The sequence below is a fragment of the Microbacterium sp. MYb45 genome (genome assembly GCF_002979655.1).
Classification (GTDB): Bacteria; Actinomycetota; Actinomycetes; order Actinomycetales; family Microbacteriaceae; genus Microbacterium.
In genome coordinates this window covers 52,588-75,761 of record NZ_PCPG01000018.1, presented here as the reverse complement: position 1 = coordinate 75,761, position 23,174 = coordinate 52,588, and the positions used below count along the sequence as shown (strand labels likewise).

Here is a 23,174-nt window from a genome sequence, read left to right as displayed (position 1 = left end):
TGGCGGCAGCGGTGGCGGTGGCGGTGGCGGAAAGGGGCGCCGAGAGGTGGGCGCACGCCGGGCGCCGGATCCTGGCCAGAAGTCTGATTGAGGAGGGGGCGAGGCGGGCGTAACGTGTTACCGGTCAAAAGCTCAGCCATCGCTCGCCGCCCGCACCCGGGCGGCCATTCAGGGAGGCAAGGATGCCCCGCACGAATCCGAAGAATCCGGCGTATTCCGTCTGGCGGCGCAAGCCGGTCGGCGACCTGAACGAAGAGGCGGAGAGCAGTGGTCTCTTCAAATCCCTCGGGTTGTGGCAGCTCACCGCGATCGGCGTCGGTGGCATCGTCGGCGTCGGGATCTTCTCGCTCGCGGGCCTCGTCGCGCACGGCGATGCCACGAACCCCGGCGTCGGACCCGCGGTCGTCATCTCGTTCCTCATCGCCGGGCTGGCATCTGCGGCGGCCGCTCTCTCGTACGCAGAATTCGCGGGGATGATCCCCCGCGCCGGATCGGCGTACAGCTACGGCTACGTCGCGCTCGGCGAGATCACCGGATGGTTCATCGGCTGGGATCTGCTCCTGGAGTACGTGGCCATCGTGGCCGTCGTCGCGATCGGGATCTCCGGCTACCTCGATGCGTTCCTCTCCGGCTTCGGCGTCCACCTGCCGACCGCGGTCACCGAGACGTTCGACCAGCCCGGCGGCGTCGTCAACATCCCGGCGATCCTGATCTGCCTGCTCGTGACGTTCCTCCTCAGCCGCGGCACCAAGACCTTCGGCCGGTTCGAGCTGGTGGCGGTCGGGATCAAGATCCTGCTGATCCTGTTCATCGTGGGACTCGGCATCTTCTACATCAACACCGACAACTACACCCCGTTCATGCCCTCCGGCTTCGGCCCGGTCTTCACAGGCGCGGCGACGGTGTTCTTCGCCGTGTTCGGCTACGACGCGATGAGCACCGCCGCAGAGGAGGCGAAGGACGGGCGCAAGCACATGCCGAAGGCGATCATCCTGTCGCTGATCATCGCCATGCTGCTCTACGTCGCCGCGACGCTGGTGCTCACCGGGATGCAGAACTACCAGGACATCGACCCGAAGGCCGGCTTCGCCTCGGCGTTCTCCAGCGTGGGGCTGCCCGTGATCGCGTCGATCATCTCCGTGTTCGCGGTGCTGTCGATCCTCACGGTCATGCTCACGTTCCTGCTCGGCGCCACCCGCGTCTGGTTCTCGATGAGCCGCGACGGCCTGCTCCCCGGCTGGTTCTCGAAGGTCGACGGCCGCGGTGTGCCGCAGCGGGTGACCTGGATCGCGGGCATCGGCTCCGCGTTCTTCGCCGGGATCTTCCCGATCCGTGCCGTGGCCGACCTGACGAACATCGGCATCCTGGCGGCGTTCGTCGTCGTGTGCATCGCCGTCGTCGTGTTCCGGTACACCAAGCCGGAGGCTCCGCGCACCTTCCGGCTGCCGTTCATGCCGGTGGTGCCGATCGTCGGCGTCGGCTTCTCGCTGTTCCTCATCTCGCAGCTGCACTGGGAGACCTGGCTGCGCTTCGGCGTCTGGCTGGTGATCGGACTCGTCGTCTACTTCGCCTACGGCCGCCGCCACTCGCTGATGAACCCCGACAGCCCCCGCCGCCGCCGCTGACGCCCTGTCGCCGCAGCCCGTCGCCCGTCGCCCGCAGCCCGCAGCCCGCAGCCCGCTATGAAGGAGAACTCCCGTTATGAAGGACCAGGATCAGCGGATCCTCCTTCATAACGGGAGTTCTCCTTCATGCGATGCGGCCGCGGTGTGCGGGCGCGAATTAGGGGCGCTGCGCGGCCGCCGAGTGCACGACCTCCCGCCGAGTGCACGGCTTCTTCACGTCGAGAAGCCGTGCACTCGCGAGTAGCCCGTGCACTCGGCGACCGGGACGGGTGCGCGCGCGCGGGGACGGGAGCCGGGACGGGGACGGGACCGGGTTAGACCAGGAGGTTGGCGGTGTCGACGACGCGGTCGCCCTCGGCGGGGAAGGCCGTGCGGGTGACGCCCGACTCCACGTTGCCGGTGTGCAGCAGGGTCGACGAGCCGCCGAACGCGGCATCCGCCAGCTCGAGCGCACCGCCCTCGAAGCGGTTGCCGACCGCGCGGTAGTGCGTCGCCCCCTTCGTGACCGCGACGTGGGTGGATGATCCCTCGGCGCGGAAACTGCTGTCGGACAGCGTCAGGTGCAGCTCGCCGTCTCCGGTCCGCGAGACACCGGTGCCGCCCTTGATCGACACATCCGAACCCGCGACCTCGACCACCTGGCGCTCACCCCGCGCCGCCTCGATGCGGGCGTTGCGCAGCGTCGACCCCTCGAATCGCAGCTGCGCCGACGACGACACGATCGGCGCCGCGTCATCCGCCGCGTTCAGGGTCGAGCCGCGGAACGTGACCGCACCCGAGCCCGCGATCTTCATGCCGCCGACCCGGTCGAGCACGGTGTCGACGAACGTGACCGGGGTCTTCACGGTGGCATTGGTGAGCTCGCCGGGAGCGACGAACGTGAAGTGCGAGTCCGCGATCACCGTCGGGCGCCCGGAGTTGTCGGATGCCTGCGTGATCACGAGCGTGTCGGATGCCGTGCACCCCCGCAGCTGGGCCCCGTCGGCGTTGATCCACAGCATCCCGGAGCCGGCGAGCGACGGCTTGCCGATCACCTGCACGTCTTCCAGCGTGAGGTCGGTGATGCGCACGCGCGCCACGAACCACGAGCACACGTGCTTGCGCACCGTGATGCGCTTGGCCGCCGATCCCCAGGCCGCACCGGAGTTCGCGAACGTCATGAGCCCCGAGTTGCCGGTGTAGGTGAGGTCGTGCTCGTACTGGCCGTGCGTGACGAACGGGCCCTGGTCGTCGCCGTCGCCGTGGCAGTTCTCGACGAGGCAGTAGGCGCTCGCGGTGAAGTCGTTCAGGTGCCGCGAGTTGGCGGTGTGGCAGTTGGCGACGTATCCGTACAGGCAGTAGATCTGCTGCGTCAGGTAGCCGGCGCCGCCCCAGGTGACCGAGGTGGGGTTCTTGAGCGTGCAGCTCACGGTCGAGTAGTAGGTGTTCCAGCGGCGCTGGATGAGCGGCCAGAACGTGCCGGTCCCGTCGATGTGGTCGACGTCGCAGCGCACCGCGTATTCGAAGGCGAGCGGGTGCGAGCCCGTGTACTCGTCCTTTCCCGTGCCGAGGAACTTCAGGTTCGACACGGTGACGTCCTGCACCGGCACCACCCGGCGCCACGTCATCGTGCGGTCCTTGCCGAGCGGCCAGCCGTTCTTGTAGTTGATGCGGATGTGGGTGCCGTCGACGATCTGCGTGACCTGCACGAGCCGCTGCAGCTCACGCTCCCAGCGCCCGGACAGCGCGTTCACCTCGGCGGCGTACCAGTCGCCGACCACGAAGAACGAGGAATCGGCGACCGGGAAGACGTCGCCGAGGTCGGGGACCACCTCGTTCAGTCGCGCCTCGTGCACGGCATCCGTCACCTCGCCGCGGAAGAACATGACCGCGGCGAAGGGGTCGTCCTTGCCGGCGTTCTCGATGCCGACCGTCGTCATGAGGTGGCCGCCGAAGTCGAACGCGATGCGCGACCGCGAGAACTTGTGGCGACGCACGAAGTTCAGGTCGCTGTGGGCCTCGATGCGGTGGATGCTCGCATCGTTCACCATCGCGTCGAGCGCGTCGTCGGCATTCACCTTCGCGTTCATCACACCGAACATGCGGAAGTCGACGACGCCGTCGTGCAGGAGCAGCCACGCACCGCCCTTCGGACCGGCGAGCACGGTGCCGCCGTTCGCCGCCGGAGCATCCTTCTTCACGAAGCGGTACAGCCCGTCGCCGCCGTCACCGGCCGCCGCGTACCCGGTCGTGCGCACGAGGTCGCCGTCCTTGCCCTTGCGCTTCGCGAGTTCGGTCGCGGTGCCGCCGTTGGCGACGTTCGCCGAGCCCGACGAGCTCTGCGGCGCCACGGGGCCGGCGGCCTGCGCGGCCGCGGGCATGCCGACGGCGGCCACTCCACCGATCGCGGCAGCGCCGAAACCGGCGAGCAGCATGCGCCGACTGCGCAGCGCGGCGGTTTCGGTCTGGGTCATCTCCTGCGGGGTCATGCTCATCCTTCCGTGCGGCGTCATCACCGCGGTCAGGCGTCCGGCCGTCCGGCCGAGCCGCATCATCCGATCGATCCCCAGTCCCCAGTGCCGTTCTCCGAGCCGGTGCTCAGAAGTAGTCGCCCGCCGTGAAGTGGCGGATGCCGTGCAGTCGCGCCGCGCGTCGCAGCGGGCGGATCATCCCGGTACGGTCGTCCTGCCGCACGGCCTCGGGCGCGAACGCACGCAGCGCGCGGTCTTCCTCCGGCAGGGCGGGCACGGCGAGCTCGCACGACGTCACCCCGGCGGATGCCCAGTCCACCGCGATGGCGGCGAGCAGGTCATCCCGCGCACCGTCGGCACCCGGAAGCACGGCGCTCTCGAGGAGCACGCCGACCCCGCCGCGAGGCTCGGCGACCGCGTAGCCGACCACGGTCGATCCCTCGATCCGGCGGTACAGAGTGGCGCCTCGCAGCCGCACCTCCGCCATCGCCCAGTCTCGATCGCCGCGCACCGGTGCCAGGACCAGATCGGACCGTGAACGTTCGTAGACCTCGCGCACCGGGCGGAGGCTCCCGAGCCCGACGGATTCGCGCACGACGCGACCCTCGGTCCCGACGGCGGCGGGCGTCGCAGCGCGCCAGGGCCCGGCCACGGTCCGCGCCATCGAGAACGTCTCGAACCCGCTGGAGCGGTACACCTCGGGGGTACCGGTGAACAGCAGTGCCCAATCGGCGTCGCCCGCCGCCTGCAGGGTCGCGGCGACCAGCCGGCGTGCGAGCCCCTGCCCCCTCGCCCGCTCGGCGACCGCGACGCTGCCGATGGCGTGCACCGCGGCGATCCCGCCGTCGGATTCCCGGAGCCGCTTGGGTAGTCCGTAGATCGACCCGCAGAGACCCTCGTCGTCTTCAGCCACCCGCGTGTGCGCGAGCCGTTCGTCGTCCACGAGCCACTGGTCGGGGGAGAGCGGAGGAGTGAACGCCGTCGCCCACAGCGCGGCGAGCGCCTGCTGGTCCGTGGCGCGGGCGGCACGGATCGTCGCCGCGCTCACGATGCCCGCGCGGCGGCCGCGCATCCCGCCGGCCCGGTCATGCCATCGAAGACAACTGGTCGCGGGAGATGGTGTGCGTGAGGGTGCGCCCCTCCGCGAAGGCTTCGACCTCGTCGACGACGATCCGCCCCTGACGCCGGCGTCCCTGGCTCGTGCCGGCCGCCCGGTGCGGGGTGACCAGCACGCCGGGCAGCGAGCGGAACGGACTGTCCGCGGCGAACGGCTCCTCGTCGAACACGTCGATCGCGGCGCTGAGCCGACCGCGCTGCACCTCGTCGATCAGCGCGGCCTCGTCGACCAGCCACGAGCGTGCCGTGTTCACGAGTCCCGCGCCGTCGCGCATGAGGGCGAGCTCGCGGCGGCCGATCAGGTGATGCGTCTCGGGCAGGGTCGGCGCGTGCACGGCGACGATCTGCGCGCACCGCAGCGCCTCGTCGAGGGTGACCAACTCGGCCCCGAGCCCCGCCGCGGCGGCCGCATCGAGAGTCGGGTCGACCAGCAGCGGCTCGGCCCCGAGCGCACGGATCAGTTCGAGATACGCCCGTCCGGTGCGCGAGGCACCGATCACCGCGATGGGGGTGCCGAGAATCTCGCGCTGCACGCCCACGGCATCCGCGTCGTACCAGCCGTCGCCGACGCGCAGGGCGTTGTGCATCTCGGGCACCCGGTGCAGCAGCGCGAGCGTGAACGTCAACGACACCTCGGCGACGGGCCGCGCCATGCCCGCACCCGCCTGGGTCACGAGGATGCCGCGATCGAACAGCGCATCCGTCGCGAAGGGCTTGATCGTGGCGCCGGTGTGCGCGATGAGCTCGAGCTTCGGCAGCGACGCGAGCACGGCAGCGTCGAAGGGGCCGACGCCCCAGCTCGTGATCACGATGCGCGCCTCGGCGAGCTCCGCATCGGACAGCCGATCCACCCGGACGAACGACCCGCCCAGACCGGCGGCGACCGCACGCAGCCGCTCCGCATCCTCACCCGAGAAGAACTCCGCGAAGAGCTCCTCGGAGACGACCGCGACCACGGTCGGCGCCACCGTTCCCCCGCTCGCCGCCGCGCTCATCGCAACGTTCATCGCAACCAGGCCTCGAGGTTCTCGGCGATGAAGGCGTCGTCGTTCAGGTCGGGGTACGCGTGGCGCACCCGCTCGATCTCCTCCGCCTGGCCGGGCGACAGCCCCTCTGCGGGGTCGAGGCACCAGGTGCCCTCGAGCAGCCCCTGCTGGCGGAGCATCTCGTGCACGCCCGCGATCACCCCGTGGAAGTCGTTGCCCGGGTCGAACACGGCCTGGTTGACGTCGACCATGTCGGAGGCGACGAGCCCCAGGTCGCGATACGCCCCCGCGTCTCCGGCCATCGCGCGCTGTGCACGTTCGAGGAGCGCGACCGCGGCACGCGTGCCGACCGCCCACTGCCCGAGCAGTCCGCCGACGAAGCGCAGCGTGCGCGGGCCCGACGGCGACTCCACGTGGAACTCGGAGAGCAGGTCGGCGACGATCGCGTCGTCGTTGCCGGTGTAGAGCGCGATCTCGTCGGCGCGGCCCGAGGCGGCCACCCCGCGCACCAGCTCCAGCGTGCGGTATCGGTCGAAGGGCGCGGCCTTGACGGCGACGACGGCCGGGATCGAGGCGAACTCGCGCCAGAACTCGCGGTCGAGCACGGGGCCGCCGATCGCGGTCTGCAGGTAGAAGCCGACCACCGGCAGCACCTCGCCCACGGCGCGGGCGCGTTCGAGCAGGGCCCGCTCGTCGGCGCCGGCCACGCGAGGGCTCACCAGCACGGCGTCGTAGCCCAGCCCGCGGGCGAGCTCGGCCTCGGCGACCGCCTGGGCGGTGCCACCGGCGACGCCGGCGATGCGCACCACGTCGGCACTCGCCCGCGCATCCAACTCCTCCGCGGCGAGCGCGAGCACGGGTTCGAACAGGGCGTGCTCGGGATCGCGGATCTCGAACTGGGTCGTGTGCACCCCGACGGCGATGCCCCCGGCACCCGCGTCGAGGTAGTAGCGGGTGAGCGCCCGTTGGCGGCGCTCGTCGATGCGTCGCTCGGCGGTGAGCGCGAGCGGATGCGCCGGGATCACGGCACCGCGGGCGAGGGTGGCCGCGGCTTCCGGTCGCAGGGTGGGAACGGTCATCAGAACTTCCCGTCGCGGACGGCCCACTTGGTCGGCTTGGCGATCATCGGGAGGCCCTTCTCGATCCACCCGGCCTGCATGCCGATCAGGGTCTCGGCCGAGACGGACGGGTAGCCGAACAGCGCCATGCAGCGACGTGCATCGCTGAGCAGCGCGGTGGGCTGCGGCTCGTCGACGATCTCGACCTCGCGGTCGAAGAGGGTGCCGAAGCGCCGGGCGATCGACTCGACGCTCAGCAGCTCGGGACCGGTGAGGTTGATGGTGAACGGGGCGGTCGAGGCGTGCACGAGGCTGCGGAGCACGACCTCGTTCGCGTAGCCCTGCCAGATCACGTTGACGTTGGCGGTGGCGACCGAGACGGGCTGTCCCGCGTGCACGGCGCTGCCGATGTCGGCGAGCACGCCGTAGCGCAGGTCGACCGCGTAGTTGAGGCGGATGATCGCGACCTTGGTGCCGCGCTCCTGCGCCCCGAACTCGAACACGCGCTCGCGGCCGAGGCACGACTGCGCGTACTCGCCGATGGGTGCGGGCTGCACCTCTTCGGATGCTCCGCCCGAGGAGGCGGGCAGGAACGGGTAGATGTTGCCGGTGGAGAGTACCGAGATGGCGCTGTCGCGGTAGCGGCGGGCGACGCGGTCGGGCAGGGCGGCGTTGACCTCCCACGCCCACGAGGCGTTGGTCGCGGCGCCGAACTTCGCGCCGACCATGAACACCACGTTGGGAGCATCCGGGAGGGCTGCGAAGTCGTCGTTCTCGATCAGGTCGAACGGGACGACCTTCACGCCCGCGGCCTCGAGGCGCTCGCGGATCGCGGCATCGCCGAAGCGCGAGACGGCATACACCGCGTCGTCCTGGCGCCCGGCGGCATCCATTCCACGGCGCGCGAGCATCGCCAGGGTCGGGCCCATCTTGCCGCCCGCGCCGAGGATCACGAGGTCGCCCGCCCCGCGCGCGAGGTCGTCGATCAAGCCGGCGCTCGGTGTGGCAAGCGCCTCCTCGAGATCGGCCTCTGAAGTGAAACTGTGCTGAGTCATGTGGTGCTTTCCCTTCTTCTCAGCCCTTGATGCCCGTACCGGCCACGCCCTCCTGCACGTACCGCTGAGCGATGAGGTACGCGAGGAAGATGGGCAGCAGCGCCACGACGGATCCGGCGAGCATGGTGCTCAGCGGGACGTTCTGCTGCTGCAGCGACGAGATGCCGACGGTGAGTGTGAACATCGCGTTGGACTTCGCGATGATGAGCGGCCACAGGAAGTCGTTCCAGTGCCACAGGAAGACGAAGATGCCGAGGGTCGCCAGGATCGGCTTGCACAGCGGCAGCACGATCCGCAGGAAGATGCGGAACTCACCCGCACCGTCGATGCGGGCGGCTTCGAACAGCTCGTCCGGGAGGCCCGAGATGAACTGCCGCATCAGGAACACGGCCTGGGCGTTCGCGAGCGAGGGCAGGATCAGGCCCCAGTACGTGTCGACGCCGCCGAGATTCGCCATGAGGATGAACGTCGGGATGAGGGTGACGTGGAACGGGACCATCACCATCGCGAGGAACGACCAGAACATCACCTCCTTGCCGCGGAAGCGCTTCTTGGCGAAGGCGTAGCCGGCGAGCGCCGAGAGGAACAGGACGGCGACGACCGAGACGAGCGAGTAGATGAGCGTGTTGCCGAGCCAGCCGAGGATGTTCTGCCCGGCGAGCACCTGCTCGTAGGCCTCGAACGAGATGTCCTGGAAGGGCAGCAGCGAGCCGGGGAGCTCGACGACCATGCCCGGCTTCAGGCTCAGTACGACCATCGCGTAGAAGGGGAAGAAGCTGAGGATGCCGGCCAGGCTCAGCCAGATCCATCGCCCGACGATCCCCCACCCGGTGGGCTGGAGCGCGCGGTAGGCGCGGCGCTGCTTGGTCGACATCTTCGGCGGCATCACCGGCGACTGCGTCGGCGGCTGTGTCGGAGGCTGCAACAGAGCGGTCATTTCTGCTTTCCGATCACCAGGCGCTGGATGAGCGCGACGACGAGGGTCATGATGAACAGGGCCACACCGATGGCGGCCGCGTAGCCGTAGTCGAAGTAGCGGAAGCCCTGGTCGTAGAGCATGTAGACGAGTGAGTAGCTGGCGTTCGCCGGACCACCCTGGGTCATCACGTAGATGACGTCGAAGACCTGGAACGCGGCGGTCGTCTCGATCACCGCGAGGAAGAAGAAGGTGGGGCGCAGCACCGGCATGATGATGTACCGGAACCGCTGCCAGGCGTTGGCGCCGTCGACCAGCGCGGCCTCCTCGAGCTCGCGCGGCACGTCCTGCAGCGCGGCGATGAGGATCATCATCCCGTAGCCGAATCGCGACCAGACGCCGACGACGACGATGGCCGGGATGACGAGCACGGTGCTGCCCAGCCAGGATCCGCCGAGACCCAGCGGGGTCATCAGTGCCGACCAGGGACCGTTGGCGGAGAAGATCCAGACGAAGATCGAGCCGGCCAGCACCAGCGAGGTGATGACGGGGAGGAAGAAGATCGAGCGGAAGAAGCGTGCGCCCCGGAAGGCGCGGCGCACGCCGAGCGCCATCACGGTGGAGAGCACGAGGGCGATCGGCACCGCGAACACGGTGTAGATCAGCGTGGTGCCCATCGCCCGCCAGAACAGCGGGTCGGCGATCATGCGCTGGAAGTGGTCGAGCCCGCGCCACGAGATCTCGCCGGTGATGTCGTAGTCGAAGAAGCTCAGGGCGACGCCGACGATGCTGGGGCCGAAGCGGAAGGCGATGAAGAGGAGGAACGCGGGCAGCACGAACAGGAACGCGATGCGTGCCTCTCGCCGTGCGAGCACCCGTGCGACCCGCCCTGCGGGCCTCTTGGCCGTAGTTGCCGTCGTCATCAGTGATTCCTCACGTGGGGGAGTGAAGGGAACGGGGGCGTGCGGAGTTCGGGCTCCGCACGCCCCCGGTGCTGCTTACTTCTTGATGAGCGGTGCCGCAGCGGTCGCGGCATCCTTCAGAGCATCCTCCGGGGACTTGTCCCCGAGCAATGCCGCCTGGATCTCGGGAGCGAGCACACCCATCAGCGCCCGCGACGAGGCGTTGAGCTCGCCGACCGTGGTGTCGGGCACGTACTTCTCGACCTCGCCGAGCAGCGGGTCATCCGCGTACAGCGGCTCGGTGGTGCTGAGCGCCGAGAAGAAGCCGGCGGCCTTGAGGTACGGCTCGATGACGTCGGCGCCGGTCGCGTACTCCGCGAACTTCGCCGCGGCATCCTGCGCCTTGGAGCCCTTGAGCACCGAGAGCGATCCGACCGTGCCGTAGGCGACGGTCTCCTTCTCGGTCAGCGGTGCGAGGACCTTGACGTTCTCCTCGCCCCAGAAGGGCAGGACCTCGGGGACCGCGTTGTTCCACGTGCAGGCGACCTTGCCCTGAGCGACAGCCGTCTGCTCGAGCGGGACGTTGGTGGTGAGGGCCTCGGGGTCGAGTGCTCCGGCATCGGCCAGGTCGGTGAGGAAGGTGAGCGCCTTCTCGCCTTCCTTGCTGTCGAAGCCGATGTCGCCGTCCTTCGTGTAGACCTCGCCACCGGCCTGCCACAGCAGCGGGTAGTAGGTGAGGTTCAGGGTGTTCTCGGCGGATGCCGGGTAGTTGAGGGCGTACATCCCCTTCTCCGTGAACTTCGGCGCCATCTCGGCGATGTCGTCCCACGTCTCGGGGTACTCGGTGACGCCGGCGGCCTCGAACGCGGCCGCGTTGCAGAGGAGAGGCTGCGCGCTGGTGAGCAGCGGAGCCCCGAGGATGTCGCCGTCGAGCGTGACCGACTTCTTCACGTTCGGCAGCAGGTCGCCCTGACGCTCCTCGCTCAGCAGGTCGTTGAGCGGCGCGATCGACTTCTGGTACGCCGCGAGCTGGTCGGGGATGAGGTAGACGACATCCGGACCCTTGCCGGCGGCGATCGCCGTCTGGAGAGCCTCGTCGCGGTTGGCCCACGGGAAGATCTCGTACTTGACGTTGATGTTCTCGTTCTTCTTCTCGAAGTCGGCGATCGTCGAGTCCCAGAAGTCCTTGTGCACCGCCTCGTCGGCGATGACCGGGTAGAGCCAGACCGTGATGTCCTGCTCACCCTCTGCGGTGTTGCCTCCGCCGGCCGAACATCCGGCCAACAGGGTGGCGGCCGCGACTCCCGCGGCGACGCCGATGAACTTGCTGACGCGCATGGTGCTCCTTTGCTTGAACCGTGCTGAGTACGGTTCATTATGACACTGGGATGGGATAATTCGTCAAGTACAAGTTCCCAGACGGTTGTTTCAGGCGTGTTTCCCGTTCGAGAACAACAAAGCTTGATCTGAGAATTCGGTGTGCTAATTTGATCGCACCCGACGATGGAGAAGAAGAGGGGGCAGCACATGGCCGTGAACAGTCCACGCTCGATCGTCGCGCGATCGGCTCTGCAGCTGCGCGACGCGGGCCCCGCGACCGTCAACGACCTCTCCCGCTCGCTCGAGATCTCGCGCACGTCGGTCGAGAACGCGGTGACCGTCCTTGCCGACTCCGGGCTGATCGTCGACGCTCCGGCGCAGAACGGCGGCGGAGCCGGACGCCCCGCCCGCCGCTACTCGTTCCACGCGGCCGCCGGCACCGTGGTCGGCGTCGACATCGGCGTCGCCAGCGTGCGCGTCGTGCTGGCCGACCTCGCCGGAGAGGTGATCGTGCAGCGCAGCTACCCCGGCGTCGCCGAGCAGCCCGACGGCGCCTCCAAACTCGCCGCCGTCATCGACGACGTGCGCCGCACCCTGTCCGACGCCGGGATCCCCGCGTCGAAGCTGCGCGCGGTCGGCGTCTCCCTCCCCGGCATCGTCGATGACGCCGGGCGCGTGACCACCTCGGTCGTCATCCCCGAGTGGTCGGGCATCGACATCGGCTCTCAGCTGCGGCAGGCGTTCGGCTGCCCCGTCGCGGTCGACAACGGCGTGCGCCTGGCGGCCGTGGCGGAGCACCACCTGGGTGTCGCACAGCTCGTCGACGACGTCATCTACCTCTCGGTCGGCAACCGCATCGCGATGGGCCTCATCCTCGGCGGTCGCCCGCGGCGCGGCATCCACAACGCCGCCGGTGACATCGGCCGCCTCGCCTTCCGCGGGCTGAACACCGAGACCGGACAGATCTCGTGGCGCACCGCCCCGACCGCCGCCGAGGTGTTCGCCCTGGCGCGGGGCGGAGACGCCGCAGCGCAGCAGGAGCTCGACGGTTTCATCGACGAACTCGCCCACGGGATCGCGACCCTGACGATGACGGTCGACCCCGCGATGATCGTGATCGGCGGCGGACTCTCCGCCGCACACGAGCAGCTGCTCGACCCGCTGCGGGCAGCGCTCCCCGGACACCTCGGCCTGCCGTTCCAGGTGCCGCTCGCCGAGGCCCGCCTGGGCGCCGAGGCCGCGGCGCACGGTGCGGTCGTGCACGCGTTCCAGCGGCACGCCGCCGAGATCTACGGCATCGACGACATGCCGGCCCCGCCCATCACCCCCCTGCCGGTCGAGCCGGTCGAGCCGGTCGGGGCGGACGACACGACCCCCGAAGACCCCGAGGAGAAGCAGTGAGCACGTTGAAGGTCGGACTCATCGGAGCCGGCGGCATCTCGCGCGTGCACGCCGACGCCTGGCGGGCGCTGGGCGCCGAGGGGTACGTCACCTCTCTGGCCGGTGCCGAGGAGATCGCCGAGGAGTACGGCTTCGAGCTCGTCTCCGACGTCGACACGCTCATCGGGCTGGTCGACATCGTCGACATCGTGACCCCCAGCAGCACCCACGCCGACTTCGCCCTGCGGGCCATCGCGCGCGGGCGCGACGTCATCTGCGAGAAGCCGCTGGCCGCGACCGCCGAGGCCGCCACCACCGTCGCCCGCGCGGCCGAGGAGGCGGGCGTGCGACTCTTCCCCGCCCACGTCGTCCGCTACATGGGCGAGTACGCGCAGATCAAGGCCGGCATCGACGAGGGGCGCATCGGCACCCTCGCGGTGCAGCGGTTCAGCCGCGCCGGCTCCGCCCCGCAGACGCCCTGGTTCTTCTCGGAGAGCACCGGTGGCGGGGTCATCCGCGACCTGATGATCCACGACATCGATCAGGCCGTCTGGTTCGCCGGGCCCGTCGCCACGGTCTTCGCGGTGCAGAACCCGCCGACCGTCGACGACCGGGTTCCCGCACCCGTCACCGCGCACGTCGTGCTGACGCACCGCAGCGGCGTGATCAGCCACCTGCACGCCAGCTGGGTCGCCCCGGGCATGCCGTTCCGCACGAGCGTCGAGGTCGCGGGCTCCGAGGGCCGGCTGCGATACGACAGCGCCGAGGACGCCTCGCTGCGCACGGATGCCGTGCTCGACTCCGGCGCCACCGACTACCTGCCGCCGATGTCGCCCGAAGAGAGCCCGTACTACGCCGAGATCGTCGACTTCGTGGCCGCGCTGCGCGAAGGCCGCGACGCCAGGGTGAGCCCGGCGGATGGCATCGAAGCCGTCGCGGTCGCCGAGGCCGCCTATGCCTCGATCGCCGCCGGCGCCCCCGTCGCGCTCCCCACCCCCGACCGCACCGAGGCCGAGGAGGCCGTCCGATGACCGCCCCCACCCCGCTGCGGATCGCCGTATTGTCGTTCGCGCACACGCACGCCCTGAGCTACGTGCACGCGCTGAAGGAGATGCCGGGCGTCGAGCTGATCGCCACCGACCCCGACGGCGCCACGGCTCCGGACGACGCTCCCCGGGGTGCGGCACTGGCCGCCGAGCTGGGTGTCGCGTACGTCGACACCTACGACGAGGCGTTCGCCTGGAAGCCGGATGCCGTCGTGATCGCCGCCGAGAACTCCCGGCACCGTGCCCTCGTCGAGCGCGCGGCCGCCGCCGGGGTGTGTGTGCTGTGCGAGAAGCCGCTGGCCACGACCGTCGACGACGCGATCGCGATGCGCGAGGCGTGCGAGCAGGCCGGAGTGATCCTGATGGTCGCCTACCCGGTGCGTTTCGCGCCGAGCGTGCGCGACGCGATCGCCGAGCTGCGCAGCGGCCGTCTCGGCAAGGTCCTCGGGGTCACCGGCATCAACAACGGCAAGCTCCCGGAGGATCGCGCCTGGTTCACCGATCCCGAGCTGGCGGGCGGCGGCGCCCTCGTCGACCACGTCGTGCACTGCGCCGACCTGCTCGACGAGCTCCTGGGCGAGCGGGCGCAGTCGGTCCGCGCGGTGTCGAACAGCATCCTGCACGCGCAGCGCGAGCTCGCGGTCGAGACCGGCGGACTCGTCACCATCCAGTACCCGAGCGGTGTGATCGCCACGATCGACTGCTCGTGGAGCTGGCCGATGAGCTCGGCCACCTGGGGCGGACTCACGCTGCAGGTCGTGGCCGAGCGCGGCACCGTCACGGTCAGCCCCTTCGCGAAGGGTGTGGCCGGGCATGATGCGCTCGGCGAGACATGGAGTCCCGTCGGGGCGGACCTCGACGCCCTACTCCTCGAGGAGTTCGTCCGCGCCGTGCGCGAAGGCCGGCAGCCGCAGCCCGATGCCGGCGTCGGCATCCGCACGGTTGAGATCGCCAAGGCCGCCCAGCTCTCCGCAGCCCGCGCCGGCGAGGTCATCCCCCTCGGCTAGACACCGCACTGCAGGATCCGAACGGCAGAGAGGCCAGGCATGCACACCGCGCACAGCACCACCGGATGGCGACAGCGCGCGCTGGCCGTGATGCCGGTCGGATCGAGCACCAACTCCAAGGCGCCGACGCTGCTGCCGGAGGAGCCCGAGGTCATCGTTCGCGGGTACGGATGCCGGGTGTGGGACGACCGGGGCCGTGAGTTCCTCGACTACCGCTGCGCGCTCGGCCCGGTGACGCTGGGCTATGCGGATCCGACCGTCGACGCCGCGATCCGCGCCCAGCTCGACGACGGCATCCTGTTCGGCCACCCGCATCCGCTCGAGACGACGACGGCCGAGCTGTTCTGCTCCCTCGTGCCCGGTGCCGAGGCCGCGCGCTTCCTGAAGACCGGCGGCGAGGCGCTGGCAGCCGTGATCCGCATCGCCCGCGCGCACACCGGTCGCGACCGGGTCGTGCAGATCGGTTACAACGGCTGGCTCAACTCGCTCGCGGCGGGCGCGCGGGTGCTGCCCGGGGCGACGACGGATGCCGTGCCCGGCGTTCCGGCAGCCCTCGCGGCCCTGCACCACGCGGTCGAGTGGGAAGACCGTGCCACCCTCGACCGCCTGTTCCTCACCCGGGGTTCGGAGATCGCGCTCATCCTCATCGCCGCCGACTACCCGGCCATTCCCGAGGCGGCCGGCTTCTACCGTTACCTGCGCGACCTCGCCGACCGGCACGGCGCCCTGCTGGCCTACGACGAGATGGTCACCGGCTTCCGGGTGGCGATCGGCGGGATGGCCGAGGCGACCGGCGTGCTCCCCGACCTGTCGGTCTTCGGCAAGGGGATCGCGAACGGCATGCCCCTCGCGGTCTACTGCGGGCGCCGGGAGGTGCTCGGCGTGCTCGACCGCGGCGAGGTGGTCGTCACGTCGACCTACGGCGGCGAGACGCTGTCGCTCGCGGCAGCCACCGCGACGATGACCGCCATCCGCGACCGTGACGTGATCGCGCGATTGCTCGCTTCCGGCACCCGACTGCAGAACGGCCTGAACGCGGTGTTCGCCGAGGCCGGCTCCGGCATCCGGCTCGTGGGGCACCCGGCGTGCCCGCAGTTCGTCGGCACCGACGCCGAGGTCCAGGCCTTCCCACGGGCGGCGTTCCGCCACGGACTCTCCTTCTATCGGGTCGTCTACGTCAACGCCGCGCACACCGAAGCCGACATCGACGAGACTCTGCGCCGCGCGGCGGTCGCCGTGCGTGAGGCGACGGCATGACCGGCATCGACGCGCACACGCACCTCGACGAGGGGCGCTTCGACCCCGCGGTCTTCGAGGCCGGCGACCGCCTGGGCATCGAGCTGTACCTGTGCAGCAATCTCGGAAGCTTCCAGGCGCACCCGGGTCTCGACGAGGTGCGGGAGATGAACGAGGTGCTGGCCGGCGAGCTGCGCCGATACCCCGACCGCCTCCGCGGCTACTGCTACGTCAATCCGCGCTTCGGCCGTGACAGTCTCGACGACCTGCGCCGCAACGTCGAGGACCGCGGGATGATCGGCATCAAGCTCTGGATCGCGACTCTGGCCGACGATCCACTGAGCGATCCGATCCTCGAGTACGCCGCCGAGCACCACCTGATCGTGCTCGCCCATGCCTGGCGCAAAACCGTCGGGCAGTTCCCCTACGAGTCGACGGCCGACCACATCGCCGCCGCAGCCCGCCGTCATCCCGACGTGCGCTTCCTGATGGCGCACCTCGGCGGCCAGCCCGAGTCGGCCGTGAACGCGGTCGGCTCCGTGCCGAACGTGGCCGTCGACACCTCGGGCACGATCATCGGCGCCGGAGAAGTGGCACTCGCCGTGGAGCGCCTCGGCCCCGACCGGGTGGTGTTCGGCTCCGACCTGCCCCACATCGACCTCGCGGCCAACGTCGGCAAGGTGCTCGGCGCAGGGCTCGACCCCGAGACGGAAGAGCGGGTCTTCGGCGGCACGGTCGCCCGCTGGCTCGCGGAGGTGGCGGCATGACCGCCCAGGGGCACGCGATGCTCCGCGCATTCGCCGACCTCGGCGCGACCGACACCACCTGCTTCCTCGGGCAATGGCCCCACCGGCTCTCCGCCGCCGCGGATGCCGACACCCTGCACGCCCACGCCGAACGCCTCGGCCTACGCTCCGTCTGGGTCTCGCACCTGGCATCCCTGTTCGGGTTCGACACCCGAACCGGCAACGAGGCCGTGCTCGCCGCGTGTGCCGGTGACCCGCTCTTCCGCGTGTTCGCGACGATCGATCCGCGCGACCCGACCTGGCGCGAAGAGCTCGACGATGCCGTGTCCGCCGGTGCGCGCGGCGTGCGTGTCGCCCCGGGCTTCCACCGGTACGAGGTGTCTGCCGTGCGCCCGGTCCTCGACGCGTGCGCCGACCGCGGGCTCCCCGTGCAGCTGATCGCCCGGCTCGACGACGCCAGGGTGCGGCATCCGTTCTCCCCCGCCGTCGACCTCGAGGTGCACCGGATCGCCGACCTCGTGCGCGAGAGTCCGGCTGCTCCGCTGCTGCTGAGCGGCCTCAACCGCGCGGATGGGATCGAGCTGAAGCGGCATCTCGGCGACGCCGCGCCCGAGTGGCTGCGGCTCGACCTCTGGCACGTCAACGGCCCCACCGGTGTCGCCGACGATCTCGGCGCCGATCCGGAGCGCTGGGTGTTCGGCAGCGGCTTCCCCGTGCAGGCACCGGAGGCCACGGCGCTGCAGCTCGCAGCCTCCGCGCTTCCTGGACCGGCGATGCGGGCGATCGCGTCCGGCAACGCCGCCGTCATGCTCACCTGACGCCGCGCGCACACCCGATGCGCGACGGTCAGCCGATGGGGAAGTTCTGGATGTCGGTACGTCTGTCGGTGCGCGGCCCGGAGAACAGGCCGGGTGCGCCGATGACGAGGTCAGCCTGTGCGGCGATCAGGTCGAGTTGTGTCGTGAGGGACGCGTGCAGGCTGCTCCATCCGGTCACGATGGCCGCGAATCCTCCGGCTGCGGCCGTCATCATCACGGGCGACCGAACGATGGCGCCGTAGGCGAACCATCCGACGATCAGCATGATCGCGACCGCGGAGCATCCGGCGAGCCATCGCAGGCGGGCCCGCAGTCGCTCTGTCCGATCCGCATCGTCGTCCATGAAGCCCCCGCAATCCATTGCCGCACCCATCCCCGCCCTGTGAAATGTTACACGTTGGTCCGTCGAGGCTCAACGAGACGAGACGAGGCGAACGCGGGGGCGGTGCCCCCGCGTTCGCACGTCCCCCCGGCGTGAACCCTCACAGGCCCACGTCGGGGGGCGCAGCCCGGTGCGGGAGGGGGAGGCGCACCGAGAACAAGCGGCTTTCGCCGCGGTCCGTCGCGGAGTCTCGAGTGGATCGAGATCCGCGTCTCGTTCGATCCAGCCTTTCCCCAGGGTCGTGTTCGAACGACGATGACTCCACCCTATATGACATTTGACCAGCTAACGTTTTACCTTTGTCCAGGGTTCTTGCTGATCGCACCGACCCGGCGGGCATGGAATCGTCGCGACTACCGTTGCATCAGCAGGCAGCATCCGTCACGGAGGGAATCACCATGCGCATCGATCTCACGGGCAGGACCGCGCTCGTCACCGGCTCCACGCAGGGCATCGGGCGGGCGATCGCCGCAGCACTGGCCGACGCGGGCGCCCGCGTGGCGATCAACGGCCGCAGGCCCGGCACGGTCGCCTCCGTCATCTCCGAGATGCAGGCCCAGAACCCGGACCGCGATCTCGTCGCCGCGGCAGGTGACGTCACCGATCAGGGCGGAGCGGATGCGGTGCTGGCCGCGACCGGCGACGTCGACATCCTCGTCAACAACCTGGGGATCTTCGGCGCGACGCCCGCACTCGAGATCACCGACGACGAGTGGCGCCGCTACTTCGACGTGAACGTGCTGGCTGCGGTCCGCCTCATCCGCGCGACGCTCCCCGGCATGACCGCGCGCGGCTGGGGCCGGGTGCTCGACATCGCCAGCGACTCGGCCGTGGTGATCCCCGCCGAGATGATCCACTACGGCATGTCGAAGACGGCCCTTCTCGCGGTGTCCCGCGGATTCGCGAAGGAGGCGGCGGGCACCGGGGTGACCGTCAACTCGGTACTCGCGGGTCCGACCCACACCGGCGGCGTCGAGGACTTCGTGTACGAGCTCGTCGACCCGAAGCTCCCGTGGGACGAGGCGCAGCGCGAGTTCATGCGGCTCCACCGCCCGCAGTCGCTGCTGCAGCGGCTCATCGAGCCCGAGGAGATCGCGAACATGGTCGTCTACCTGGCCTCACCGCTCGCCTCCGCGACGACCGGCGCCGCCGTCCGGGTCGACGGCGGCTACATCGACTCGATCGTCCCCTGACACAGGCCGCCTTCCCGCAACTCACCCGAGGACGGCGATGAAGCTGTCGTACCAGGACGCAACGACCTTCGTCGCGGTGTGCGCGAGCGGCACCCGGACCGGCGTGCTGATGACGCCTCCGGTCGCACCGGCTCCCGCGCCGCCGGTGTCGTTGAGCCCGGCGAAGTAGACCGCACCGGACTCGAGCAGGAACAGCGTGGTGTCGTTCCCCATCGTGACGTCGGTGACGACGGCGCCCTCCGGCATCACGACAGGTGCGAGAGTCGCTCCCGGCGTGGCCGTGCTGCCGATGCCCTGCGCACCGCTGGTGTTGGCACCCAGCGCATAGGCCGAGCCGTCGGTCATGATCACGAGCATCCGAAACTGGCGGACGATGACCTTCGCGGCGGTCTTTCCCGCGGGCAAGGCTTTCTCGGCGAGGTAGAAGGTGCCGCTGCCGCCGTAGGCAGCGGTCCCCGCGGTGTACAGGCGACCGTCCTCCGTGACGACCGCGGAGGAGTACCACCCGATTCCTCCGGAGGAGACTCCCGTGATCGGGGTGCCGGGAGCGGTGAGCATGACCAAGCCCGCCGCTCCGGCCGCAGCGCCGACGGCCGCGCCCTGAGCGGAGTACCCGTAGCTGTCGGCACCGGCCACCATGGCCTGCCCGTTGTTCAGCACCATCATCACGGCGCCCCAGGGGTTGACCTCCGCGGTGAGCGCACCCGCGGGCATCGCGTAGTTGTTGCTCACACGCTGCCAGTAGCGGGTGTTCGTGTAAGCCGTGCCGAAACCGCTCAGCTCGTTGTCGCCGGTCGCCCAGACGCCGCCTGATGCGTCGACCGCGACAGAGGAGAGCTGCTCCGTGCCGGTGCCGATGTGGGTGATGTTCCCGACCTGCACACCGGGCCCCGTGAGGGCCGCGACGACACTCGTGCGGTCGGTGGCGGTGCCGTCTCCGATGATGCCGGACGCGTTGTAGCCCCGACCCCACATGTTGCCGTTCTGATCGGCATACAGCATCGTGGCGTAGCTGGAGCCGACCGCGGCGGCACCCGTGATGCTGAGGTTGTCCCAGAGGGGAACGGCGCTGGTGCGCGCCGCCGTGAGGTTGTCCGAGCCGGTCTGCCCCTGCACGGAGTATCCCCATGCCACGAGCGGCACCGAGGTGACTGGCTGCCCGGAGAGGATCGTGAAGGCGCGAGGGGACTCGACCCGCACCGGCCCCTGCGCGGGTTCCGAGCGGTCGGCCACGACGCGGAAGTCGACGGTTCCGGTCGCGCTGGTGGTGAACGTGCCTTCGCCGAGGTCGGCGAACGTGCCCGATTCGAATGCGAGGCCGTCCGGGAGCACGATCGTGACCGGGGCGTTCGGGACGACCGCGTTGGTGGTGATATCGCGGACGGTGACCGTGTACACCGGCGTGCGTCGGCGGTCCTGCAATGCCGGCGGCAGCGACGACGTGGCCGAGGTGCCGACGGGGATGACACGGGAGATCGGCAGCGTCGCCGCGGTCAGCCCGGTCAGGGTGATCGTGTGGCCGAGGTCGCAGGTCGCCGAACCGAGTCCGCCGCTCAGCGTCCCTACCGAGACGGTCCGGGTCGCGACATCCGATCGCCATTCCGTCCCGGCACGCGTGGACACCGCCGCCCCCACGCTTGCGCCCGCGAGCGGCCCCAACGCGGCGTCGAGTTCCGACGCCGTCGCCGTGAAGGTGAACGTGTAGAGGCCGGCCGCAGGCCCGGTCATCGCGATGCGGTCCGTGGGCGCCTCGAAGACGACCCCCGCGGTCACCGAGAAGGCGAGCAGCATCCGTGCCGGGTCGTCGAGCACCGAGGTCCAGGTGAGCGTGACCCCGCTCATCGCGCCGTTCATCCCCTCGTTCTCCGTCGTGCAGGCGGTGATGACGGGAACGTCGAGGGTGCCGGCCTCGACGGGTCCGCGCGCGTACTGCGCGTCGACCCACGCCGCCTCCGTGATCCCGAGCAGCGCGTCACCACGCACCGCGGCCGGCGATGCGGTGAGGGTCATCGCGGCGAGGCAGGCGGCCGCGACCAGGACGAGGAACCTGCGGAGCGCCTTCATCCCCGCCCCCTCGGGCTCGGGCGCCGGCGGGCGAGCAGCGCGATGCCGATGCCGACCAGCACCGCCGCGGGCGCGGCGAGCAGCGCCACGCCGGAACCACCGGTCGGAGGCAGCTCCGATTCGCCGTCGATTCCCGTGTCGACGGTGTCGCCCGCCGCGGTGGCCCGCACCGTGACCGAGGCGCCCGCCGCGCCGGCCTCGGGAGACTGCGGCTGCGCCGTCAGAGCCACCTGTACGTACACGACGGCGGGTGTCGCCGTGGAGAGCAGGTCCTGCCAGACGCCGTCCGCCGGCAGCGGGCCCTCCGGACGCAGCAGCCGTTCACCCGAGGGGCAGGTGCCGTCGGCGAGCCACGGCTGCCCACAGGCGCGGACCTCGGCCCGCAGTCCGAACTCCGAGTCGCCCGCCGACGAGATGGCGATAGCCAGGTCGCCGGCGGCGGGTGCCCTAGACGCATCCACATCGAGGTGCCAGCGCAGCGGGACCAGCGGGTCGAGCGCCTGCACGCCGGCACCGGCGAGGTCGGAGCGCACGGTGAGGTAGTCCGACCCGGTGGCCGCGGATGCCGGCGCCGGAGCGAGACCCGCGCTCGACGCGCAGACCGCCAGCACGAAGAGCACCGCCGACACGCGCGCTCCCGTCGCCGCGCGACCCGCGCTCTCCCCGTCGCCGGTCGGGTCCACCGCGTCGGCAGGCTCCGGGGGCGGTTCTCCCGCCTCGTCAGTCCGCGGCCGCCTCGGCCAGAAGGCCCAGCCGACGAGGAACGCGGTGGCGAGGGTGAGCGATCCGAGCACCCAGGGGTTGCCGAACTGTGCGATCACCGGCGCGAGATACGGCACCGACCCGCGCACGATCCGTGCCTCGGTGAGCGTGTACGGCATCGGATCATCGACGACGTTGGCATCACCGCGCATCGTGATCACGCGTTCTGCGGCCACGCTCCCCTCGCCGACACTCGTGACCCGGTGCGTGATCGGCAGGGTCCCTGCCCGGTCGACGGTCACGACGTCGCCGACGACGATCTCGGACGCGGGGATCCGCTGGACCAGCGCGACCGAACCCGCAGGGATCGTGGGCGACATCGAGCCGGTCTTGAACATCATCAGCGAGTACCCGCCCGTGAAGGCGAGCAGGGCGAACACGAGGCAGGCCGCTCCGCCGACGGCCGCCGCGGCCAGCAGGATGTCCCGGACGAGGCGGACCGTCCTGGCAGCACCGCGCGCGAAGGCCGTCATCCCGTGCTCCCCGTGAGGACCCAGGTCGGTGTGAGCTGTGCGCCCTGGGCGGCCGCCGGCGCATCGGCCGGGAGCGTCAGGACGATGCAGTACGTCACGGTGGAGCCGCCGGCCGGTTCGACCTGCTGCGCGGGGAGCACGGGGACCTGGGTGAGTCCCGTCACCTCGACCCCCGGCGTGCTCGCGGTGCACTCGGGCGGAGCGGGGTCGGTCGACGAGGTCACCGATGCCCTGACCACGAGCGCATCCCGGAGCGCCTCCTCCGGACTGCCCGCGGCGGGCTCGGTCGCGAGCGACACCCCGCTGAGAAGCACCTCGCCGTCCACCGATCCGGTCGCCTGGACCTGCACCCATGCGGCCGCACTCTCCCCCGGGAAGAGCGGCGACAGCGTCCAGCTGAGCGCCGCGGCAGCATCCTCGGGGTGCGCGGCGAAGGCACCGGCATCCGTCCGCGATGCGAGGGCGAAACTGCCCGCCGTGAACGGCGAGCCCGCCAGCTCGCTGTCCGACCAGGAAGCGAGGCTCCCCGCTGCGCCCACGCCGAGCAGGAGCGCGCACGCGAGCAGCGCCTGAACACGCGTGAGCGTCTTCAGGCCGCGAACCCGCGCCTGTCGGACCACGATGGCTGTGCCGAGGTGA

At 70.5% G+C, this 23,174-nt stretch carries 20 protein-coding genes; 8 read left to right on the top strand and 12 right to left on the bottom strand.

Translation table 11 applies throughout. The features are described from left to right. Positions 1-182: 182 nt before the first annotated feature. On the top strand, positions 183-1,625 hold the full coding sequence (locus CQ034_RS18425; RefSeq protein WP_105712223.1) for an APC family permease: 1,443 nt from the start codon (positions 183-185) through the stop codon (positions 1,623-1,625). Positions 1,626-1,939: 314 nt separating this feature from the next. Here CQ034_RS18425 and CQ034_RS18420 read toward each other — a convergent pair whose 3' ends face one another. The 8 genes from CQ034_RS18420 to CQ034_RS18385 all read right to left on the bottom strand — a co-directional run bounded on the left by CQ034_RS18420 (position 1,940) and on the right by CQ034_RS18385 (position 11,446). Further along, positions 1,940-4,093: a peptidase C14 gene (locus CQ034_RS18420; RefSeq protein WP_258134274.1), complete on the bottom strand. Its 2,154-nt coding sequence runs from the start codon at positions 4,091-4,093 to the stop codon at positions 1,940-1,942. Positions 4,094-4,202: 109 nt separating this feature from the next. Continuing rightward, positions 4,203-5,147 carry a GNAT family N-acetyltransferase gene (locus CQ034_RS18415; protein WP_258134273.1) on the bottom strand — a complete coding sequence of 315 codons (945 nt, stop codon included), beginning with the start codon at positions 5,145-5,147 and terminating at the stop codon, positions 4,203-4,205. 13 nt (positions 5,148-5,160) lie between these two features. Further along, positions 5,161-6,198 carry a hydroxyacid dehydrogenase gene (locus tag CQ034_RS18410; RefSeq protein ID WP_258134272.1) on the bottom strand — a complete coding sequence of 346 codons (1,038 nt, stop codon included), beginning with the start codon at positions 6,196-6,198 and terminating at the stop codon, positions 5,161-5,163. Continuing rightward, a complete protein-coding gene (locus tag CQ034_RS18405; RefSeq protein WP_105712221.1) occupies positions 6,195-7,256 on the bottom strand; it encodes a dihydrodipicolinate synthase family protein in 1,062 nt (353 codons plus the stop codon). The genes CQ034_RS18410 and CQ034_RS18405 overlap by 4 nt, the downstream gene beginning before the upstream one ends. Continuing rightward, entirely contained in the window at positions 7,256-8,290 is a 1,035-nt protein-coding gene (locus CQ034_RS18400; RefSeq protein ID WP_105712220.1) for an NAD(P)-dependent oxidoreductase, read from the bottom strand. The genes CQ034_RS18405 and CQ034_RS18400 overlap by 1 nt, the downstream gene beginning before the upstream one ends. 19 nt (positions 8,291-8,309) lie before the next feature. Continuing rightward, positions 8,310-9,227 (bottom strand): carbohydrate ABC transporter permease, encoded by a 918-nt coding sequence (locus CQ034_RS18395; protein WP_029263159.1) that lies wholly within the window; start codon positions 9,225-9,227, stop codon positions 8,310-8,312. Next, positions 9,224-10,129 (bottom strand): carbohydrate ABC transporter permease, encoded by a 906-nt coding sequence (locus CQ034_RS18390; protein WP_029263160.1) that lies wholly within the window; start codon positions 10,127-10,129, stop codon positions 9,224-9,226. The genes CQ034_RS18395 and CQ034_RS18390 overlap by 4 nt, the downstream gene beginning before the upstream one ends. A 75-nt stretch (positions 10,130-10,204) precedes the next feature. Then, positions 10,205-11,446, bottom strand: coding sequence for an ABC transporter substrate-binding protein (locus CQ034_RS18385; protein ID WP_091027550.1), 1,242 nt, complete (start codon positions 11,444-11,446; stop codon positions 10,205-10,207). A gap of 189 nt (positions 11,447-11,635) precedes the next feature. Between CQ034_RS18385 and CQ034_RS18380 the strand changes: the two genes are divergently transcribed. The 6 genes from CQ034_RS18380 to CQ034_RS18355 are packed head-to-tail and all read left to right on the top strand — an operon-like array spanning position 11,636 to position 17,661. Beyond that, positions 11,636-12,829 carry an ROK family transcriptional regulator gene (locus CQ034_RS18380; RefSeq protein WP_105712219.1) on the top strand — a complete coding sequence of 398 codons (1,194 nt, stop codon included), beginning with the start codon at positions 11,636-11,638 and terminating at the stop codon, positions 12,827-12,829. Beyond that, a complete protein-coding gene (locus CQ034_RS18375) occupies positions 12,826-13,839 on the top strand; it encodes a Gfo/Idh/MocA family protein (protein WP_105712218.1) in 1,014 nt (337 codons plus the stop codon). Before CQ034_RS18380 ends, CQ034_RS18375 begins: the two co-directional genes overlap by 4 nt. Then, complete coding sequence (locus CQ034_RS18370) at positions 13,836-14,861, top strand: Gfo/Idh/MocA family protein (protein WP_105712217.1); 1,026 nt, start codon at positions 13,836-13,838, stop codon at positions 14,859-14,861. Before CQ034_RS18375 ends, CQ034_RS18370 begins: the two co-directional genes overlap by 4 nt. A gap of 39 nt (positions 14,862-14,900) precedes the next feature. Then, positions 14,901-16,118 carry an aminotransferase class III-fold pyridoxal phosphate-dependent enzyme gene (locus CQ034_RS18365; protein WP_105712216.1) on the top strand — a complete coding sequence of 406 codons (1,218 nt, stop codon included), beginning with the start codon at positions 14,901-14,903 and terminating at the stop codon, positions 16,116-16,118. Continuing rightward, entirely contained in the window at positions 16,115-16,864 is a 750-nt protein-coding gene (locus CQ034_RS18360; RefSeq protein WP_105712215.1) for an amidohydrolase family protein, read from the top strand. The genes CQ034_RS18365 and CQ034_RS18360 overlap by 4 nt, the downstream gene beginning before the upstream one ends. Next, complete coding sequence (locus CQ034_RS18355) at positions 16,861-17,661, top strand: amidohydrolase family protein (protein WP_105712214.1); 801 nt, start codon at positions 16,861-16,863, stop codon at positions 17,659-17,661. The genes CQ034_RS18360 and CQ034_RS18355 overlap by 4 nt, the downstream gene beginning before the upstream one ends. 28 nt (positions 17,662-17,689) lie before the next feature. On the opposite strand, the gene CQ034_RS18350 is transcribed toward CQ034_RS18355, so the two are convergent. Next, the gene (locus CQ034_RS18350; protein ID WP_105712213.1) at positions 17,690-18,004 is read right to left on the bottom strand and encodes a hypothetical protein; all 315 of its coding nucleotides are present in this window, start codon (positions 18,002-18,004) and stop codon (positions 17,690-17,692) included. 437 nt (positions 18,005-18,441) lie between these two features. On the opposite strand from CQ034_RS18350, the gene CQ034_RS18345 reads away from it, so the two are divergent. Further along, positions 18,442-19,236 (top strand): SDR family NAD(P)-dependent oxidoreductase, encoded by a 795-nt coding sequence (locus CQ034_RS18345; protein WP_105712212.1) that lies wholly within the window; start codon positions 18,442-18,444, stop codon positions 19,234-19,236. 21 nt (positions 19,237-19,257) lie between these two features. Here CQ034_RS18345 and CQ034_RS18340 read toward each other — a convergent pair whose 3' ends face one another. Genes CQ034_RS18340 through CQ034_RS18330 form a run of 3 tightly spaced genes read right to left on the bottom strand, consistent with a single transcriptional unit; the run spans position 19,258 to position 23,155 of the window. Then, positions 19,258-21,300 carry a hypothetical protein gene (locus CQ034_RS18340; protein ID WP_105712211.1) on the bottom strand — a complete coding sequence of 681 codons (2,043 nt, stop codon included), beginning with the start codon at positions 21,298-21,300 and terminating at the stop codon, positions 19,258-19,260. Then, positions 21,297-22,535 carry a hypothetical protein gene (locus tag CQ034_RS19645; protein WP_181156374.1) on the bottom strand — a complete coding sequence of 413 codons (1,239 nt, stop codon included), beginning with the start codon at positions 22,533-22,535 and terminating at the stop codon, positions 21,297-21,299. Before CQ034_RS19645 ends, CQ034_RS18340 begins: the two co-directional genes overlap by 4 nt. Continuing rightward, the gene (locus CQ034_RS18330; RefSeq protein ID WP_181156373.1) at positions 22,532-23,155 is read right to left on the bottom strand and encodes a SipW-dependent-type signal peptide-containing protein; all 624 of its coding nucleotides are present in this window, start codon (positions 23,153-23,155) and stop codon (positions 22,532-22,534) included. Before CQ034_RS18330 ends, CQ034_RS19645 begins: the two co-directional genes overlap by 4 nt. Positions 23,156-23,174 lie beyond the last annotated feature (19 nt).